Here is an 18,151-nt window from a genome sequence, read left to right as displayed (position 1 = left end):
AATAATTGGCAAATCAAAATTAAATATAAAATTAACCCACAAAACAACATAAGCCTCTAAATTGTACTAATCAAAAAATCAATAATTTCAAGCAGGCCAACTGCATTAGTAACAAGTAAGCAATGAACAACTCTCCAACAATGGCTTGCGGCATGTAAGAGCAAGAGAGCGAAGACCAGCCTCGCGATTACGCCAAGCACCCACGTACTCTTTTCGGAGCCATCAAGGCCGAAACATAGATGCTGGTCAATTGGAAAAAGACTCATCGTGCGAGATGCATGTGGTGGGCAAGATGAAGAAGTCGTTGCTCAACCAGCACGCCAAGGAGACGGAGGCGCTGGCCGTGCCGTTGCAGTTCTACCGGGCACGGCTGCCTGGGAAGGCGCTCTCAAAATGAGAGCTTCTGGCGCTTTACCAGAAAGCGCTGGAGGCATTTTTCACTTCAAATCTGCAGGCTGGGGTGCGCCTGCATTCTGCGCATAAGCTCATAGCCAACGATTCGACCCATGCGCACCGCCCCGGTGCAAGAATGGCCGCTGCCGCCCGCGCGCACCCCTGCCGCAGGCGCCCGTGTCAGCGTTTTCATTCCATCCAACGGGAGACCCCTCCGCATGAAGATCGAAACCCTTGCCGTCCACGCAGGCTACTCGCCCGACCCCACCACCAAGGCCGTGGCCGTGCCCATCTACCAGACGGTGGCCTACGCCTTCGACAGCGCGCAGCACGGCGCGGACCTGTTCGATCTGAAAGTGCCGGGCAACATCTACACCCGCATCATGAACCCGACGACCGACGTGCTGGAAAAGCGCGTCGCGGCGCTCGAAGGCGGCATCGCGGCGCTGGCCGTGGCCTCGGGCATGGCGGCCATCACCTACGCGATCCAGACCATTGCCGAGGCGGGCGACAACATCGTGTCGGCCAGCACGCTCTACGGCGGCACCTACAACCTGTTTGCGCACACGCTGCCCCTGCAGGGCATCACCACGCGCTTTGCCGACCCGCGCGACCCGGCCAGCTTTGCGCAGCACATCGACGCACGCACCAAGGCGATCTTCATCGAGTCCATCGGCAACCCGCTGGGCAACGTGACCGACATCCGCGCGCTGGCCGATGTGGCCCATGCGCACGGCATTCCGCTGATCGTGGACAACACGGTGCCCAGCCCCTACCTGCTGCGCCCCATCGAGCATGGCGCCGACATCGTGGTGCACTCGCTCACCAAGTACCTGGGCGGCCACGGCAACAGCGTGGGCGGCGCCATCGTGGACAGCGGCAAGTTCCCATGGGCCGAACACAAGGCGCGCTTTCCGCGCCTGAACGAGCCCGACGTGAGCTACCACGGCGTGGTCTACACCGAGGCGCTGGGCCCCGCCGCCTTCATCGGCCGCGCGCGCGTGGTGCCGCTGCGCAATACCGGCGCGGCGCTGGCACCGCTCAATGCCTTCTTGATCCTGCAAGGCATCGAGACCCTGGCCCTGCGCATGGACCGCATCTGCGACAACACGCTGGCGCTGGCGAAGTACCTGCAAAGCCACCCCAAGGTGGAATGGGTGCGCTACGCGGGCCTGCCGGACCACCCGGACCACGCACTGGTGCAGCGGCAATCCGGCGGCAAGGCATCCGGCATCCTGAGCTTCGGGCTCAAGAGCGCCGATGCCGACCCACGGGCGGCCGGTGCGCGCTTTCTGGATGCGCTGCAACTCTTCACCCGCCTGGTGAACATCGGCGACGCGAAATCGTTGGCCACGCATCCTGCATCGACCACGCACCGCCAGCTCAACCCCGAAGAGCTGGCCAAGGCAGGCGTGAGCGAAAGCATGGTGCGCCTGTCGGTGGGCATCGAGCACATCGACGACCTGCAGGCGGACCTGGTGCAGGCACTCGACGCCGTCTGACCGTTCGACCGTTCGACCGCAGCGGATGCCAGTTGCGGGATACTGGCGGGATGGCCCCGCAGATCGCGGGGCGCCCTGACCCTCCATCGCCATGTTCCGCCTATCTACTCTTGCACCGCTCACCCTCGGCCTGCTGACTCTGGCCGGCTGCAGTTCCTCACTGTTCACCCCGCCCCGCGGAGCGGATGTGACCGAATCCCACGTCACCAGTTTCCGCCAGAAGGAGGACGAGCAACTGCTGCGGCAGCAGGTGTCGCCGCCGCTGGATACGCCTTTGACGCTGCTGGAGGCGCCGCTGCCGCGCTACCCGTCTTTCCTGCTGAACGACACCTCGCAAAAAGCGCGCGGCGACGTGACGGTGTCGTTCGAGGTCATGCCCAGCGGGCTGGTCGGTACCACGCGCGTAGTGTCGGGAACGGGCGAAGATGCTCTGCACAAGCCGGCGATCGATGCGGTGCGTCGCTGGAAGTTTGCGCCGCTGGTGCGCAACGGCGAGCCCGCCCGGCTGGTGCTGCAGCACACCTTCCGCATGGAACCCTGAGCGGGCCAGATGCCCCGGTAAAGCGACTCAAGCGTCACGCGCCAAGCGCAGCCCCGTGTACTGCCAACGCGCCGTGGCCGGGAAGAAGTTGCGGTAGGTGCTGCGCGCATGCCCGGCAGGTGTGGCGCACGAGCTGCCGCGCAGCACGTACTGATTGACCATGAACTTGCCGTTGTACTCGCCCACCGCGCCTTCGGCGGTGCGAAAGCCCGGGTACGCGGCGTAGCTCGATTGCGTCCATTGCCAGGCGCTGCCGAACAGTTGTTCCAGCGCTTGGCCATCGTGGCCTTCATCATCATGCCCGTCAGCCGCTACGGCTTGCGCAGCATGCTCCCACTCGGCTTCGGTGGGCAGGCGCGCGCCCACCCAGCGGGCGTAGGCATCGGCCTCGTAATACGACAGGTGCACCACCGGTAAGTCACCCCGCAGCGGCTGCAGTCCTTCCAGGGTGAACACATGCCAGACGCCACTGTCCAACTGCTGCCAGTACAGGGGGTGGTCAAGCCCCTGGGCCACGCGCCAATCCCAGCCTTCGGCCAGCCAGTGGGCGGGGTTGTCGTAGCCGCCGCCTTCGACAAAGGCCAGCCATTCCGCGTTGGTCACCAGCCGCGAGGCCAGCGCGTACGGCGCGAGATAAGTGCGGTGGCGCGGGCTTTCGTTGTCGAAGGCAAAACCGTCGCACCGGTGGCCGATGTCCACCAGCCCGCCGTCAAGCGTCAGCCACCCGAAGGGCTCGGTGGCAGGCACCAGGGCCAGGTCGCCCGCCGAATCGGCAGCGGTGCCGTACGCCGGCCATGTGGAATTGCACGACAGCAGGTGCTTGACGTCCGTTACCAGGAGCTCCTGGTGCTGCTGCTCGTGCTGCAGGCCCAGCTCGATCAACGAGCACAGCGCAGCGTCGTTCAGCACGGTGGGCAACAGGCGCGCCATGCGCTGGTCCACGTTGGCACGATAGGCCCGCACGGCATCGAGTGACGGCCGGGTGAGCAGGCCGCGCTGTGCACGCGGGTGCTTGGCGCCCACGCCGTTGTAGTAGGAATTGAAGAGCACGCGGAACGCGGGATCGAACGGTGCGAAGCCTGGCTCGTTCGGTTCCAGCACGAAGGTTTCAAAGAACCAAGTGGTGTGCGCCAGGTGCCACTTGGCCGGGCTGGCGTCGGGCATGGACTGCGCGCCGCAGTCTTCGGCCGACAGGGGCGCCACCAGAGCCACGGAGTGGTCCCGCACGGCGGCGTAGCGCGAGAGCAGCGCGGTCAACGGGGGGCACACATCCATGTTGGTCATAGTGAGTAAATCCTCAAGGGCGCGCATGCACCACGGCAAACCAGCCGCGGTCATCCGTCCAGGCCTGGGCCTGGGAGAACCCGGCGCGCGCCAGCATGTCGGTAAAAACGGGTAGGGGGTATTTGTAGCTGTTTTCGGTGTGGATGCGCTCGCCCTGGTCAAACCGGCGGGCACCGCCGGGCCAGCGCACTTGCGCGTCGGCCAGGGCTTCCAGGTGCATCTCGATGCGCGACTCTTCCTGGTTGAAGAACGCGCGGTGCTGCCACTGCTGCACGTCGAAGTCGCTGCCAATCAGGCGGTTCACATGCGTGAGCACGTTGCGGTTGAACGCGGCCGTGACGCCTGCTGCGTCGTCGTATGCGGCTTCGAGCACCTGCACGTCCTTGGGCAGGTCGATGCCGATGAGCAGGCCACCATCGTCGTCAATCAGCTCGCGCATGTGGGCCAGCAGCTCCAGGGCGTGCGGCGGATCGAAGTTGCCGATGGACGAGCCCGGGTAGAACACCAGCCGCCCCTTGCGCGGAATGTCTGCGGGCAGCACCACGCCCCGGGTCATGTCGCCGCCCACGGCGCGCGCATCCAGCCCCGGAAAGTCATCGCGCAGGCCCTGCACCGCGGCCTGCAGAAAGTCGGCCGATATGTCCACGCCCACAAAACAGGCCGGCTGCACCAGGCGGCACAGCGCGCGCGCCTTCTGGCAGTTGCCCGCGCCCAGCTCGATCAGCGTACGGCCCGGGCCCACGGCCCGGCCAATGCTGTCTGCGTGCTGCTGCATGAGCGCGGTTTCGGTGCGAGTGGGGTAGTACTCGGGCAACCGTGTGATCTCTTCGAAGAGCTCTGAGCCGTGCTGGTCGTAGAAGTACTTGGGGGAGATGCTGGCAGGGCGCTGGTTCAGACCGCGCGCAATGTCATCGGTAGCGTCATCGGAGGGGCTGGGCAAAGGCATGGATCTTGAAGCGTCTCGCGCGGCATGGCTTGCCACTGCTGGTGAAAGAGCGGAACCGCCGTAGAGCCTACAGTCTCCGAGCCGACCATCCCGCACGCAGGCTGGACCGTGAAAGGCAATATAACCCCACGACCGCCGGGACATTCTGCGGCGGCGGGATGATGCTGCGTGTAGGTCATTTCCCCGTTGCCTGCGGCGCAAAGGGCGCCCTCGCAGCCCTCACCGGCCTGCACGACACTGCGGCACTTTTTGCGCGTCGGGCGGCTCCTACCGCCGTGCGACCCACACGGAGCCGATCACTACCCGCAGCCGCCCCAGGCAGGAGCCCACGATGCCCGACATTGCCACTCCGAGTCTTTCGCCACTGCACCCTGCCTCCACCGCCCCCATCGCCACCACACGCCGCCAGTGGCTGCAGCAGGGCCTGCGGGGTGCTGCCCTGGTCGCCGCGCCGGCGCTGGTGCAGCCCGCAGCGGCCCAGGCCCGCACCATGCCCACGCCGCGCCAGACCGAAGGGCCCTACTACCCCGTGGACATCCCGGCCGACAGCGACGGCGACCTGCTGCGCAACGGGATGCTGCGCTATACCCAGGGTGAGGCTGTCTGGGTGGAAGGCCGGGTCACCGACACGCAGGGCGTGCCGCTGTCGGGCGGCACGGTCGAGATCTGGCAGTGCGATGCCGACGGCCACTACCACCACCCGGGCGACGGCGGCAAGGCGGCACCGGCCTTCCAGGGCTTTGGCCGCGTGGTGCTGGGGCGCGACGGGCGCTACCGCTTTCGCACCATACGGCCCGCGCCGTACACCGGCCGCACGCCGCACATCCACTTCAAGGTGCGGCTGCCAGGGCGCGAACTGCTGACCACGCAGATGTACGTGGCGGGCGACGCCGGCAATGCGCGCGACTACCTCTGGAGCCGTCTGGGCGAAAAGGAGCGTGCGGCGCTCACGGTCCGCTTCGCCCCCGCGGCCGACGGCGTGCGGGGAGAATTCCCGATCGTCGTGCAGACCTGATAGGGTCGAACGGCGACGGTGACATCACCAGCCATCGCCCCCACCCTCCATCCCCCCACCCTGCTCCGCATCCGCACCACACGCCCGCATGGATTCCGTCACCCAACTCGTTCTGGGCTCCTCTGTCGCCATCGCCACCCTGGGCCGCCGCACCGCCGTGTGGAAGGCCGCGCTGTGGGGCGGCATTGCCGGCACGCTGCCTGACCTCGATGCCTTCGTCAGCCACGGCGATGCCATCCTGAACATGGTGCTGCACCGCGCGGCAAGCCATGCCCTGTTCTACCTGACGCTGCTGTCGGTGCCGATGGCATGGCTGGTGTCGCGCCTGCACCGCGAAGCGGACCTGTTCACGCGCTGGTGGCTGGCCCTGTGGCTCGCCCTCATCACCCACCCGCTGCTGGACTGGATGACGGTGTACGGCACGCAGCTGCTGCGGCCCTTCACCGACACGCCGTATGCCGTGGGCAGCGTGTTCATCATCGACCCGCTGTACACCGTGCCGCTGCTGCTAGGCGTGGGGTTTGCGCTGAGCATGCGCCAGGGACGCGGCATCGCCTGGGCTCGGGCGGGGTTGGTGCTCAGCACGGCTTACCTGGCCTGGGGCGTGGCCGCGCAGCAGATCGTCACCCGCCAGGTGCTGGCGTCCGCGCCGGTGCCGCATCTCACGCCCGGGCAGTTGCTCGTCACGCCGGCACCTTTCAACACCGTGCTGTGGCGCGCCGTCGCCATGACGCCCACGCACTACTACGAAGGCTACTACTCGCTGCTGGATGGCGGCCGCCCCGTGCGGTGGACCGCCCACGAGCGGGGCGGGCATCTGTACACACGCTACCAAGACAACGCCTTGGTGGACCGCGTGGCCCGATTCAGCCACGGCTTCTTCAAAATGAGTGAAGACGCCGGGGGCGACGTCTTCATCACCGACCTGCGCATGGGCAACGAGCCCACCTACAGCTTTCACTTCAACCTGGGCACACCCGCAGAGATGGCGACAGGCCAACGCGCCGCCACGCTGCAGATGCAGCGCCCGGACCTGGCCACTGCTCTGCCCTGGCTGTGGAAGCGGATGTGGGGTGCCGAGGTGGTGCTTGCCGCGCCAGCGCCACCGCAAGGCCGCAAGCCGTAGCTGCGTAGCTGCGTTGCGGCGGCGTGGAGCCACTGACAAAGGACCGAGGCGCGCGCTGGCGCAGTGGGCTGGACTGCCGGTGCACACCCCATCGGCACCTTGCCCTGCAGCAAAGGCTTGGCATACGCTTGGCACCGCCACTTCCCCATCTTCATCCTTACTACCACCCAAGGACACCCATGCTCGAGCTGCGACCCAACTGCGAATGCTGCAACAAAGATTTGCCGCCCGACTCCACCGACGCCCGCATCTGCACCTTCGAATGCACCTTCTGCCGTGACTGCGCCGGCACGCGTCTCGACCACATCTGCCCCAACTGCGGCGGTGACCTGGTGCAGCGCCCGCGCAGGCCTGCGTCCAAGCTGGCCAAGTACCCGGCATCCACCGAACGCGTGCTCAAGCCGGTGGGCTGCGGACTGTTGGCCTGACACTCGCACGTTGGTGACGCTGGTGGAGATAGCCAGATCGGGACGCACGGTGTGCTGACCATGGCATGCAAGCCAGCCGTCAACCGCCACGCCCGATCAATGCCGGCGCTGCCCAGGCCAGCGCCACCGTGGGCCCGGCGTTGCCGGTCCACAGGAGGTGTCCCCCTCAGGGGCTGAGGCCTGCGGCTCCAAGCCTGCCTGCGCAGGCTTGGACAGGCCGAAGAGGCCGTGCCTCTGGCACTGCCACGCAGGCGCGCAGCGCCTCAGGGGGAGCCCCTAGAACCTCCAGCCCAGGCCCACGCCCACCAGCACCGGGTCGGCCTTGAAGGTGCCCAGCTTCGCGCCGCCGGCCGACACATCGGTCTTGATGAAGACTTTCTTCACATCGAAGTTGAGGTATAGATTCTTGGCCAGCGGAATGTCCACACCCACCTGCAGCGCGGGGCCGACGCTGTTGCGGTCAATGTCCACGCCCGCGGGCAGGCGCACGCCGGAAAAGCGCGTGTAGTTCACGCCCGCGCCCACATAGGGCTTGAAGCCGGGCGCGTTGAAGTGGTACTGCACCAGCAGCGTGGGCGGCAGGTGCTTGAGCGAGCCGATGGCGGTGCCACCGGCGCTAAGCGTGTGCTTTTGCGGCACGGTCAGGATCAGCTCGGCCGCGATGTTCTGGTTGAAGAAGTAGGTGACGTCGACTTCAGGAATCGTCTTGTCGTTGATGGCAAGGCCCAGGGGCGTGCTGTCCTTGTTGGCGCTGTCCAGGTGCACGGCACGGGCACGGACCATCCAGGGGCCTTCGGCCTGTTGCGCCATGGCAGCGCCAGAGGACAGGACACACAGGGCAACGACAGCCAGCAGGTTCTTTTTCATGTTCAGTTCACATCGGTTGGACGGGGACGACCCCCGTGCATCCATTGAACTGCTGCGGCCGCCCGCCGGTCTTGCCCTATCTCAAGGCCCGCTCACCCGCCCTTAGACATACATCAAGAAAGAACAAAGGCCTGCATCTGCAGGCCTTGCCACACTGCCAGGGGCGGCCCTGCACAGCACTCAATGCGCCGCCGACTTGCCCCGCACGCGCTTGACCAACGTCACCGCGGCCAGCACCAGCCCCCCGGCGATGATGCCGACCACGGCGTTGAGCAGGTTGGGCACCAGGACTGCCCACAGGCCACCCACCGGCCACTGTGCGGCGGCCGCGCCCGTTCCTTCGACGGCGTGGTGCAGGGCCGGCACGCCGTGCACCAGGATGCCACCGCCCACGAGGAACATGGCCGCCGTGCCGGCGATGGACAGGCCCTTCATCAGCCAGGGCGCTGCACGCAAAATGCCGTTGCCCACGGCCTGCGCCGCGCTGCTGGCCTTGCGGCTGAGCCACAGGCCCAGGTCATCCAGCTTGACGATGCCGGCCACCAAACCGTATACGCCGATGGTCATGATGACGGCGATGCCGGACAGCACGGCCACCTGCTGCGAGAACGGCGCGTTGGCTACCGTGCCCAGCGTGATGGCGATGATTTCTGCCGACAGGATGAAGTCGGTGCGCACGGCGCCTTTGACCTTGTCCTTCTCGAAAGCCACTAGGTCCACCGCCGGGTTGGCGTTGGCCTGGGCGTGGCTTTCGCGTTCGGCCGCGTCTTCATGGGGTGCGTGCAGCAGCTTGTGCGCCACCTTCTCAAACCCCTCGAAGCACAGGAAGGCGCCGCCGATCATCAGCAACGGGGTCACGGCCCAGGGCGCAAACGCGCTGATGAGCAGCGCTGCGGGCACCAGGATGACCTTGTTGATCATCGACCCCTTGGCCACGGCCCAGACCACGGGAATCTCGCGCTCGGCCCGCACGCCGGTGACCTGCTGGGCGTTGAGCGCCAGGTCGTCCCCCAGCACCCCGGCCGTCTTCTGCGCGGCCACCTTGGTCATGACCGACACGTCGTCGGCCATGGCCGCGCTCTTCTTGGCTGCGACCTTGGTCATCAGCGCCACATCGTCGAGGATGGTGGCGATATCGTCGAGCAGGGCCAGCAAGCTGCCAGAGGCCATGGGGAATCCTTGAAGAAAATGGTTGTGGATGAGGTTGTCCAGCGGGTCGCACGGCGCCGTGGTGCCCGCCAAAACGGCCTCGGGCGCGGGCTTGCCGCACCGCCGCTGTGGGCTGCACTATAGCAACGCGGCGGCGGCCACCGCGGCGCCGCCAGCCATGCAGTCCCAGAGCCCGCCGGGCGCAAGGCTGGCGCCGCCCGGCGGCCACGCCGCGGCAAGGCGCATACTGGCTGCTTCACCCACCCACTCGAGGGGGTCCCTGCAAGCCAGCGCTTGGACGGGCTTCGCGCCCCGCCATGCCAGGCTATCTCACCAAGCAGGAAGACATCGCCATCGCCGGCGTTGCCGACCTGATCATCCGTTCGCTGCTGGACAAGCAGCAATTCAGCGACCCCGACGGTGCCGCCGAAGCCCTGGGCATCTCATCGGCCGCCTGGCCGCTGTTCGGCCTGCTGTGGCCTTCGGGTGCGCAGCTGGCGCAACGCATGGCCAGCCGGCCTTTGCAGACCGGAGAGCGCGTGCTGGAGATCGGCTGCGGCCTTGGCCTGGCCAGCCTGGTGTGCCACCGCCGCGGCGTGGACGTCACCGCCAGCGACTGCCATCCGATGGCCCAGCAGTTCCTGCAGGAGAACACGCGCCTCAACGGCCTGTCGCCCCTGCGGTACCGCACCGGGCACTGGGGTGCGGACCACCACAAACACAACCACGGCCATGCCCAGGCGGGTGCGGTGCAGGGCCATTTCGACCTGATCATGGGCAGCGACGTGCTGTACGAACGCGATGCGCGCGCATCGCTCGCGGCCTTTCTGGACCGCCATGCCGGCAGCGGCGCGCAGATCTGGATCGTGGACCCGAACCGGGGCAATCGATCCACCTTCCACAAGCAGATGGCCGTGCACCGGTTCGAAGTGGTCGAAGAGCGGCTGGACCACCCTGCGCTGGATACCGCGCCCGCCTACAAGGGGCGGCTGCTGATGTACCAGCGTCCGGTGGTGGACTGAAGACGGCTGAAGCTACCCGCAGGCCGCTTCTAGCGGCGCGATGCTGTGGGCCCGGACTCTGCCCGATCAGCAGGCCAAGGGCCCGGCGTCAAGTCAGGTGAACCAGGCTCCTGCCGGCTGGAATGCACCAGCCAGCGTCGCTGGCACCCGCCAAGCCTGAGCCCTCACCCAGCCCTTATCCCACCCACTTGCGCGCATTGCGCCAGATGCGCATCCAGGGGCTCAGCTCGCTGCGGTCGCCGCTGGTCCAGCTCATCTGCACGTTGCGGAACACGCGCTCGGGGTGCGGCATGATGGCCGTGAAGCGGCCGTCCGCCGTGGTCACGCCGGTCAGGCCGCCCGTGCTGCCGTTGGGGTTGAACGGGTACTGCTCGTTGGGCGCGCCGTGGTTGTCCACGAAGCGCATCGCGCCGATGGCCTGCGCCGCGTTGCCGCGGAACTTGAAGTTGGCATAGCCCTCGCCATGCGCCACTGCAATCGGCAGGCGGCTGCCCGCCATACCGGCAAAGAAGAGGCTGGGGGATTCCAGCACTTCCACCATCGACAGGCGGGCCTCGAAGCGCTCGCTCTGGTTGGTGGTGAAGCGCGGCCAGTCCTGCGCACCGGGGATGATGTCGGCCAGCTCGGCAAACATCTGGCAGCCGTTGCACACGCCCAGGCCGAAGGTGTCCGTGCGGCCGAAGAAGCCTTGGAACTGCTCGGACAGCACCGGGTTGAAGGTGATCGAGCGTGCCCAGCCGATGCCGGCGCCCAGCGTGTCGCCGTAGCTGAAGCCGCCGCAGGCGACCACGCCCTTGAAATCTTCGAGCTTGACGCGGCCGGTCTGCAGGTCGGTCATGTGCACGTCGTACGCCTCGAAACCCGCCTCGGTGAAGGTGTAGGCCATCTCGATGTGCGAGTTCACGCCCTGCTCGCGCAGGATGGCGACCCGGGGTTTGGCCAGGTTCAGGAACGGCGCAGCCACGTTCTCGGCCGCGTCGAACGTAAGGTGCACGTGCATGCCGGGGTCGGTGGCCTCGCCCGCGGTGGCGTGCTCGGCATCCGCGTTGGCGGGGTTGTCGCGCTGCTGGCAGATCTTCCAGCTCACGGCGTCCCACACCTGGTGCAGGTCGGTGAGCTTGGCGCTGAACACGGCCTTGGCGTCGCGCCAGACCTGCAACTCGCCCTTGCCGGCGTCGATGCTCGACGACTGCGGACGCGTCTTGCCGACAAAGTGGCTGAATTTGGACAGGCCGTGCTCGCGCAGCACCTGCATGACATCGTTGCGCTCTGCGGTGCGCACCTGCAGCACCACGCCCAGTTCTTCGTTGAACAGGGCCTTGAGCGTGAGTTCTTCGCGGCGTGCGCCGACCTGCTGCGCCCAGTTCTTGGCGTCGCCGGTTTCCATGCGGCTGTCGCTGATGCCGTCGCCTTCGGTGACCAGCAGGTCCACGTTGAGCGACACGCCCACATGGCCGGCAAAGGCCATCTCGGCCGCGGCTGCCAGCAGGCCGCCGTCGCTGCGGTCGTGGTACGCCAGGATGCGGCCCTGGGCGCGCAGCGCGTTCACGGCGTTGACGGTGTTGACCAGGTCCTGCGGGTCGTCCAGGTCGGGCACCACGTCGCCGCTCTGATCCAGCGTCTGGCCCAGGATGCTGCCGGCCATGCGGTTCTGGCCCTTGCCCAGATCGATCAGCACCAGCGTGGTGTCGTCCTCGGTGGCATCGAGCTGGGGCGTGAGCGTGCCGCGCACGTCGGACAGCGAGGCGAACGCGCTCACGATCAGGCTGACCGGGGAAGTCACCTTCTTCTTGTCCGCGCCCTCCGACCACTGAGTGCGCATGGACAGGCTGTCCTTGCCCACGGGGATGCTGATGCCCAAAGCGGGGCACAGCTCCATGCCCACGGCCTTCACGGTCTCGTACAGCGCGGCGTCTTCGCCGGGCTCGCCACACGCGGCCATCCAGTTGGCCGACAGCTTCACACGCGGCAGCTCGATGGGTGCGGCCAGCAGGTTGGTGATGGCCTCGGCCACCGCCATGCGGCCCGATGCGGGTGCGTTGATGGCGGCCAGCGGCGTGCGCTCGCCCATGCTCATCGCTTCGCCGGCAAAGCCCTTGTAATCGGCCAGCGTCACGGCGCAGTCCGCCACCGGCACTTGCCAGGGGCCGACCATCTGGTCGCGGTGCGACAGGCCGCCCACCGTGCGGTCGCCGATGGTGATGAGAAAGCGCTTGGACGCCACCGTGGGGTGGGCCAGCACGTCGATCACGGCCTTTTGCAGCGGCACGCCGGTCAGGTCCATGGGCGCGAACTGGCGCTGCACGGTGGCCACGTCGCGGTGCATCTTGGGCGGCTTGCCCAGCAGCACGTTCATGGGCATGTCCACCGGCAGCTTCTGGTCGCCCGCCACCACGGCGGTGTCTTCCAGCACCAACTGGCGCTCTTCGGTGGCCGTGCCGATCACGGCGAAGGGGCAGCGCTCGCGTTCGCAGAACGCCTTGAACAGGGGCAGCGACTCGGGCGCGATGGCCAGCACGTAGCGCTCCTGGCTTTCGTTGCTCCAGATTTCCTTGGGCGCCATGCCCGATTCTTCGAGCGGCACGGCGCGCAGGTCGAAGCGCGCGCCGCGGCCGGCGTCGTTGGTCAGCTCGGGGAAGGCGTTGGACAGGCCGCCCGCACCCACGTCGTGGATGGCGAGGATGGGGTTATTGGCACCTTGGGCCCAGCAGTGGTTGATAACCTCCTGCGCACGGCGCTCGATCTCGGGGTTGCCGCGCTGCACGGAGTCGAAGTCGAGCTCGGCCGCATTGGTGCCGCTGGCCATGGAGCTGGCAGCACTGCCGCCCATGCCGATGCGCATGCCGGGGCCGCCCAGCTGGATGAGCAGCGAGCCGGCAGGGAATTCGATCTTGGTCGTCAGGCCCGCGTCGATCACGCCCACGCCGCCGGAGATCATGATGGGCTTGTGGTAGCCGCGCTGCACGCCGGCGACTTCCTGTTCGTATTCGCGGAAGTACCCAGCCAGGTTGGGGCGGCCGAATTCGTTGTTGAACGCCGCGCCGCCCAGGGGCCCTTCCACCATGATCTGCAGCGGACTGGCGATGTGCTCGGGCTTGCCCACGGTGCTGCCCCAGAGCTTGGACACGGTGAAGCCCGTGAGGCCCGCCTTGGGCTTGGAGCCCCGGCCGGTGGCGCCTTCGTCGCGGATCTCGCCGCCCGCGCCGGTCGATGCGCCCGGGAAGGGCGAGATGGCCGTGGGGTGGTTGTGCGTTTCCACCTTCATCAGCACGTGCTGGGTGGCGCTACTCTTTTGATAGCTGGTAGCGCCCGCTGAATCAGCGGTAGAGGCCATTTTGGCCACAAACCGCTCGACCTCGCCGCCTTCCATGACCGAGGCGTTGTCCGAATACGCGATCACCGTGTGCTGGGGTGCCAGCTGGTGGGTGTTGCGGATCATGCCGAAGAGCGATTTGTCCTGCGCCACGCCGTCGATGGTGAACTGGGCGTTGAAGATCTTGTGGCGGCAGTGCTCGCTGTTGGCCTGCGCGAACATCATCAGCTCCACATCGGTGGGGTTGCGCGCCAGGCCCGTGAAGGCGTTGACCAGATAGTCGATCTCGTCCTCGGCCAGGGCCAGGCCGAAACGGGTGTTGGCGGCCTCCAGCGCGGCGCGGCCACCGCCGAGCACGTTGACATGCTCCATGGTGGCGGGCTGCAGCTCGGTGAACAGCGCTGCTGCGGCGGCGCGGTCGGCCACCACGGACTCGGTCATGCGGTCGTGCAGCAGGGCGGCGACCTGGGCCAGTTGCTCGGCGGTCAGCTCGGGCGTGCGGCCCAGCAGGCCGGACTTGAGGCTGACGCGGTATTCGGTGATGCGCTCCACCCGGCGGATGGCAATGCCGCAGTTGCGCGCGATGTCGGTGGCCTTAGAGGCCCAAGGCGACAGCGTGCCCAGGCGGGGAGTGACCAGGATTGCGGCGCCGTCTTCAGGCCCCGCGTACGGGTCGCCGTAGGTGAGCAGGGCCGACAGGCGTTCGTGCTCGGCGGGGGTGGGGGCCGCATCCGTGGCGACCAGGTGCACGAAGCGCGCTGCAATGCCGTCGATTTTGGGGTGGATGGCTTGCAGGGCCGGTTGGAGTTGCTGGGCGCGGAAGGTGCTGAGGGCGTTGCCGCCCGCCAGCGTGGTCATGTGCAAGGTCACTGTAGCGGCCTGTTGGGTGTGAGGGTACGTGGTGGCGCTGACGCGAAGCCCCCGGCCGGTGGGCGGGAGCCAAGTGGTCAGCCCGGCATTTTACCGGGCTCACCGGGCGCTGCTGCAGCGGACGGGGTGCGATGGGATAATTGCGGCATGAGCATCACCATCAAAAGCGCCGCGGACGTCGAAGGCATGCGCCTGGCGTGCCGCCTGGCCTCCGAAGTGCTGGACTACATCGCCCCGCACATCAAACCCGGCATCACCACCAAAGAGATCGACCGCCTGGGCGCCGAATGCATGGCGCAGCAAGGCACCATCTCGGCCACGGTGGGCTACCAGCCCCCCGGCTACCCGCCCTACCCGGCCTCGCTGTGCACCTCGGTCAACCACGTGGTGTGCCACGGCATCCCCAACGACAAGCCTTTGAAGAAGGGCGACATCGTCAACGTGGACGTGACCGTGATCACCAAGGACGGCTGGTACGGCGACAACAGCCGCATGTACATCATTGGCGAAGGCTCCATCGCGGCCAAGCGCCTGTGCGCCATCACCTTCGACGCCATGTGGCACGGCATCGTGCAGGTCAAGCCCGGCGCCCACCTGGGCGACATCGGCCACGCCATCCAGAAATTCGCCGAAGCGCAGGGTTTCTCGATCGTGCGCGAGTTCTGCGGCCACGGCATCGGCCAGAAGTTTCATGAAGAGCCCCAGGTGCTGCACTACGGCCGCCCCGGCACGCTGGACGAGCTGGTGCCCGGCATGGTCTTTACCATCGAGCCCATGATCAACGCCGGCCGCCGCGAGGTGAAGGAATTCGGCAACGACGGCTGGACCATCGTGACCAAGGACCACAGCCTGTCTGCGCAGTGGGAACACACGGTGCTGGTCACCGAAACGGGCTACGAAGTGATGACGCTGTCGGCCGGCTCGCCGCCGCTGCCGTCCTTCGTCACCGCGACCAAGACCTGACCCTGCGCCGGCCCTTGCCCGCCTGCGCGCACAACTCTTGCATGGCTGTTTGCATGGCCCACCTTCATCGCGAACCACGACGACCATGACCGACATCCATGCCCTGCCTGAAGCGCGCCCCTTGGCCGACGTGCATGCCCTGCGGGACGCCTACCGCCGCGACAAGGCCGCACTGCTGACCGAACTGCAGGCCTCGGTGGCGTCCACGCGGGGCATCCGCGTACTGCTGCGCAAGCTCTCCACGCTGGCCGGTAACCTGCTGCAGACCCTGTGGCAGCGCGCCGAGCTGCCGGCCGACATGGCGCTGGTGGCGGTGGGCGGGTTCGGGCGGGACCAGCTGTTTCCGTATTCGGACGTCGACGTGCTGCTGCTGCTGCCCAACGGCGCGGCGCCCGAGGCCGGCAGCGTGCTGCGCACCCAGCTCGAAGGCTTCATCGGCAGTTGCTGGGATGCGGGGCTGGAGATCGGCTCGAGCGTGCGCACCGTGGCCGAATGCCTGGCCGAGAGCGCGGGCGACGTCACGGTGCAGACCTCGCTGCTCGAGTCGCGCCTGGTGTGCGGCAACGCGGCGCTGTTCGCGGAGTTCCAGCGCCAGTACCGCCTGCAGATGGATCCTCAGGCGTTTTTGGTGGCCAAGACGCTGGAGATGCGCCAGCGCCACAACAAGTACGAGAACACGCCCTACTCGCTGGAGCCCAACTGCAAGGAGTCGCCTGGCGGGCTGCGCGACCTGCAGATGATTCTGTGGGTGGCGCAGGGCGCGGGCCTGGGCCGCAACTGGAAAGAGCTGGCCGCCAGCGGCATGGCCACGGCCTTCGAGGTGCGCCAGATCGAACGCAATGAGGCCGTGCTGTGCCTCATTCGCGCGCGCTTGCATGCGGCCGCCGGGCGGCATGAAGACCGGCTGGTGTTCGACCTGCAGACGGCCGTGGCCGAATCGTTCGGCTATCGCTCGCAGGCCCCCGACGGATCGCGCCTGCCGATGCGCGCCAGCGAAAGCCTGATGCGCCGGTACTACTGGGCGGCCAAGGCGGTGTCCCAGCTCAGCCAGATCCTGCTGCTGAACATCGAGGAGCGGCTGAACCCCTCCACCCACGAGCCGCGGCCCATCAACGAGCGCTTCTTCGAAAAAGCCGGCCTCATCGAGGTGGCGAGCGACGACCTGTACCAGCGCGACCCGCACGCCATCCTGGAGACCTTCCTGCTTTACCAGACGACGGTGGGCCTGAAGGACCTGTCGGCCCGCACCCTGCGGGCGCTGTACAACGCCCGCGGCGTGATGGATGGCGCCTTCCGGCGCGACCCGGTCAACCGTGCCAACTTCATGCGCATCCTGCAGCAGCCCTCGGGCATCACGCATGCCATGCGGCTGATGAACCAGACCTCGGTGCTGGGGCGCTACCTGTGGGCGTTTCGCGGCATCGTGGGGCAGATGCAGCACGACCTGTTCCACGTCTACACGGTGGACCAGCACATCCTGATGGTGCTGCGCAACGTGCGCCGGTTCTTCATGGCCGAGCATGCGCACGAGTACCCGTTCTGCTCGCAGTTGGCGGGCGGCTGGGACAAGCCCTGGCTGCTGTACCTGGCCGCGCTGTTCCACGACATCGGCAAGGGCCGCGGCGGCGACCATTCGGTGATCGGCGCGCAGGAGGTGCGCAACTTCTGCCGGCAGCACGACGTGGACCGCGAGGACGCCCAACTGGTCGAGTTCCTGGTCAGCGAGCACCTGTCGATGAGCCGCATCGCCCAGAAAGAAGACCTGTCGGACCCCGACGTGATTGCTGCCTTTGCGCGGCGCGTAGGCAACGAGCGGTACTTGACGGCGCTGTACCTGCTGACGGTGGCCGACATCCGCGGCACCAGCCCCAAGGTCTGGAACGCCTGGAAGGGCAAGCTGCTGGAAGACCTGTACCGCTCCACCCTGCGCACCCTGGGCGGCCGCGCGCCGGACGCCGCCGCAGAGATCGAAGCACGCAAGCGCGAGGCGCTGGTGCTGCTGGCGCTGAGCGCTCTGCCGTTCGAGGCGCACAAGACCCTGTGGGCCACGCTGGATGTGAGCTACTTCATGCGCCACGAGGCGGCCGACATTGCCTGGCACACGCGGCACCTGTCGCGGCACGTGGGCACGGCCAAGCCGGTGGTGCGCGCACGCCAGTCGCTGGCGGGCGACGGCCTGCAGGTGATGGTGTATGCCGCCGACCAGGAAGACCTGTTCGCGCGCATCTGCGGCTATTTCGACCGTGCGGGCTTTTCCATCCTGGATGCGCGCGTGCACACGGCCAACAACGGCTATGCGCTCGATACCTTCCAGGTGGTGGCCTCGTCACAACCCGGGCATTACCGCGAACTGACGCACATGGTCGAAAGCGACCTGGTGCGGGTGATCGAAACCGGCGGCCCGCTGCCCGAGCCTGCCCGCAAGCGCGTGTCGCGCCGGGTCAAGAGCTTTCCGGTGGCGCCCCGCGTCACGTTGCGGCCGGACGAAAAAGCGCAGCGCTGGCTGCTGGCCATCTCGGCCAGCGACCGCGCCGGCCTGCTGTACCTGGTGGCCCGCATCCTGGCCCACCACCACCTGAGCGTGCAGCTCGCCAAGGTCAGCACGCTGGGCGAGCGGGTGGAAGACACCTTCCTGGTGCAAGGGCCCGAGCTGCAGAACAACGCGCGACAGATCCAGATCGAGACGGAGCTGCTGCGCGAGCTGTCGGACTGAAAACGAAAGCGCGCGCGGC

14 protein-coding genes are annotated in these 18,151 nt (G+C 67.2%); 9 read left to right on the top strand and 5 right to left on the bottom strand.

The window, feature by feature from the left end; translation table 11 throughout:
• Positions 1 to 250 precede the first annotated feature (250 nt).
• The 3 genes from ACSQ3N_RS10570 (at position 251) to ACSQ3N_RS10560 (ending at position 2,436) form a co-directional block, all read left to right on the top strand.
• On the top strand, positions 251 to 397 hold the full coding sequence (locus ACSQ3N_RS10570; RefSeq protein WP_156372072.1) for a hypothetical protein: 147 nt from the start codon (positions 251 to 253) through the stop codon (positions 395 to 397).
• Between the two features lie 214 nt (positions 398 to 611).
• Positions 612 to 1,895 (top strand): O-acetylhomoserine aminocarboxypropyltransferase/cysteine synthase family protein, encoded by a 1,284-nt coding sequence (locus tag ACSQ3N_RS10565; protein WP_056168057.1) that lies wholly within the window; start codon positions 612 to 614, stop codon positions 1,893 to 1,895.
• A 91-nt stretch (positions 1,896 to 1,986) separates the two neighbouring features.
• Positions 1,987 to 2,436: an energy transducer TonB gene (locus ACSQ3N_RS10560; protein ID WP_082516919.1), complete on the top strand. Its 450-nt coding sequence runs from the start codon at positions 1,987 to 1,989 to the stop codon at positions 2,434 to 2,436.
• A gap of 27 nt (positions 2,437 to 2,463) precedes the next feature.
• Here the strand turns inward: ACSQ3N_RS10560 and egtB are convergent, their stop codons facing one another.
• Entirely contained in the window at positions 2,464 to 3,720 is a 1,257-nt protein-coding gene (gene egtB / locus ACSQ3N_RS10555) for an ergothioneine biosynthesis protein EgtB (RefSeq protein WP_056168053.1), read from the bottom strand.
• Between the two features lie 13 nt (positions 3,721 to 3,733).
• Positions 3,734 to 4,666: an L-histidine N(alpha)-methyltransferase gene (gene egtD, locus ACSQ3N_RS10550; RefSeq protein WP_056168050.1), complete on the bottom strand. Its 933-nt coding sequence runs from the start codon at positions 4,664 to 4,666 to the stop codon at positions 3,734 to 3,736.
• 331 nt (positions 4,667 to 4,997) lie between these two features.
• On the opposite strand from egtD, the gene ACSQ3N_RS10545 reads away from it, so the two are divergent.
• The 3 genes from ACSQ3N_RS10545 (at position 4,998) to ACSQ3N_RS10535 (ending at position 7,235) form a co-directional block, all read left to right on the top strand.
• Entirely contained in the window at positions 4,998 to 5,681 is a 684-nt protein-coding gene (locus ACSQ3N_RS10545) for a protocatechuate 3,4-dioxygenase (RefSeq protein ID WP_235507372.1), read from the top strand.
• An 88-nt stretch (positions 5,682 to 5,769) separates the two neighbouring features.
• Positions 5,770 to 6,807 (top strand): metal-dependent hydrolase, encoded by a 1,038-nt coding sequence (locus tag ACSQ3N_RS10540; protein ID WP_056168049.1) that lies wholly within the window; start codon positions 5,770 to 5,772, stop codon positions 6,805 to 6,807.
• 179 nt (positions 6,808 to 6,986) lie between these two features.
• Positions 6,987 to 7,235, top strand: a complete 249-nt coding sequence (locus ACSQ3N_RS10535) for a DUF1272 domain-containing protein (protein ID WP_056168046.1) — start codon at positions 6,987 to 6,989, stop codon at positions 7,233 to 7,235.
• A 276-nt stretch (positions 7,236 to 7,511) separates the two neighbouring features.
• Here ACSQ3N_RS10535 and ACSQ3N_RS10530 read toward each other — a convergent pair whose 3' ends face one another.
• A complete protein-coding gene (locus tag ACSQ3N_RS10530; RefSeq protein ID WP_056168043.1) occupies positions 7,512 to 8,102 on the bottom strand; it encodes an OmpW/AlkL family protein in 591 nt (196 codons plus the stop codon).
• 180 nt (positions 8,103 to 8,282) lie between these two features.
• The gene (locus ACSQ3N_RS10525) at positions 8,283 to 9,272 is read right to left on the bottom strand and encodes a DUF808 domain-containing protein (protein ID WP_056168040.1); all 990 of its coding nucleotides are present in this window, start codon (positions 9,270 to 9,272) and stop codon (positions 8,283 to 8,285) included.
• A 296-nt stretch (positions 9,273 to 9,568) separates the two neighbouring features.
• Here ACSQ3N_RS10525 and ACSQ3N_RS10520 point away from each other — a divergent pair, with 296 nt between their 5' ends.
• Complete coding sequence (locus ACSQ3N_RS10520) at positions 9,569 to 10,273, top strand: class I SAM-dependent methyltransferase (protein ID WP_436146196.1); 705 nt, start codon at positions 9,569 to 9,571, stop codon at positions 10,271 to 10,273.
• 175 nt (positions 10,274 to 10,448) lie between these two features.
• Here ACSQ3N_RS10520 and purL read toward each other — a convergent pair whose 3' ends face one another.
• Positions 10,449 to 14,456: a phosphoribosylformylglycinamidine synthase gene (gene purL / locus ACSQ3N_RS10515; RefSeq protein ID WP_436146195.1), complete on the bottom strand. Its 4,008-nt coding sequence runs from the start codon at positions 14,454 to 14,456 to the stop codon at positions 10,449 to 10,451.
• Positions 14,457 to 14,603: 147 nt separating this feature from the next.
• On the opposite strand from purL, the gene map reads away from it, so the two are divergent.
• Positions 14,604 to 15,419, top strand: coding sequence for a type I methionyl aminopeptidase (map, locus tag ACSQ3N_RS10510; RefSeq protein WP_436146194.1), 816 nt, complete (start codon positions 14,604 to 14,606; stop codon positions 15,417 to 15,419).
• An 85-nt stretch (positions 15,420 to 15,504) separates the two neighbouring features.
• Positions 15,505 to 18,132: a [protein-PII] uridylyltransferase gene (locus tag ACSQ3N_RS10505; protein ID WP_436146193.1), complete on the top strand. Its 2,628-nt coding sequence runs from the start codon at positions 15,505 to 15,507 to the stop codon at positions 18,130 to 18,132.
• Positions 18,133 to 18,151 lie beyond the last annotated feature (19 nt).

The sequence above is a fragment of the Acidovorax sp. LjRoot194 genome (assembly GCF_964253015.1).
GTDB lineage: Bacteria > Pseudomonadota > Gammaproteobacteria > Burkholderiales > Burkholderiaceae_C > Acidovorax.
Note: the sequence above shows the minus strand (reverse complement) of the source record. Positions and strands in the feature narration are given on the sequence as shown.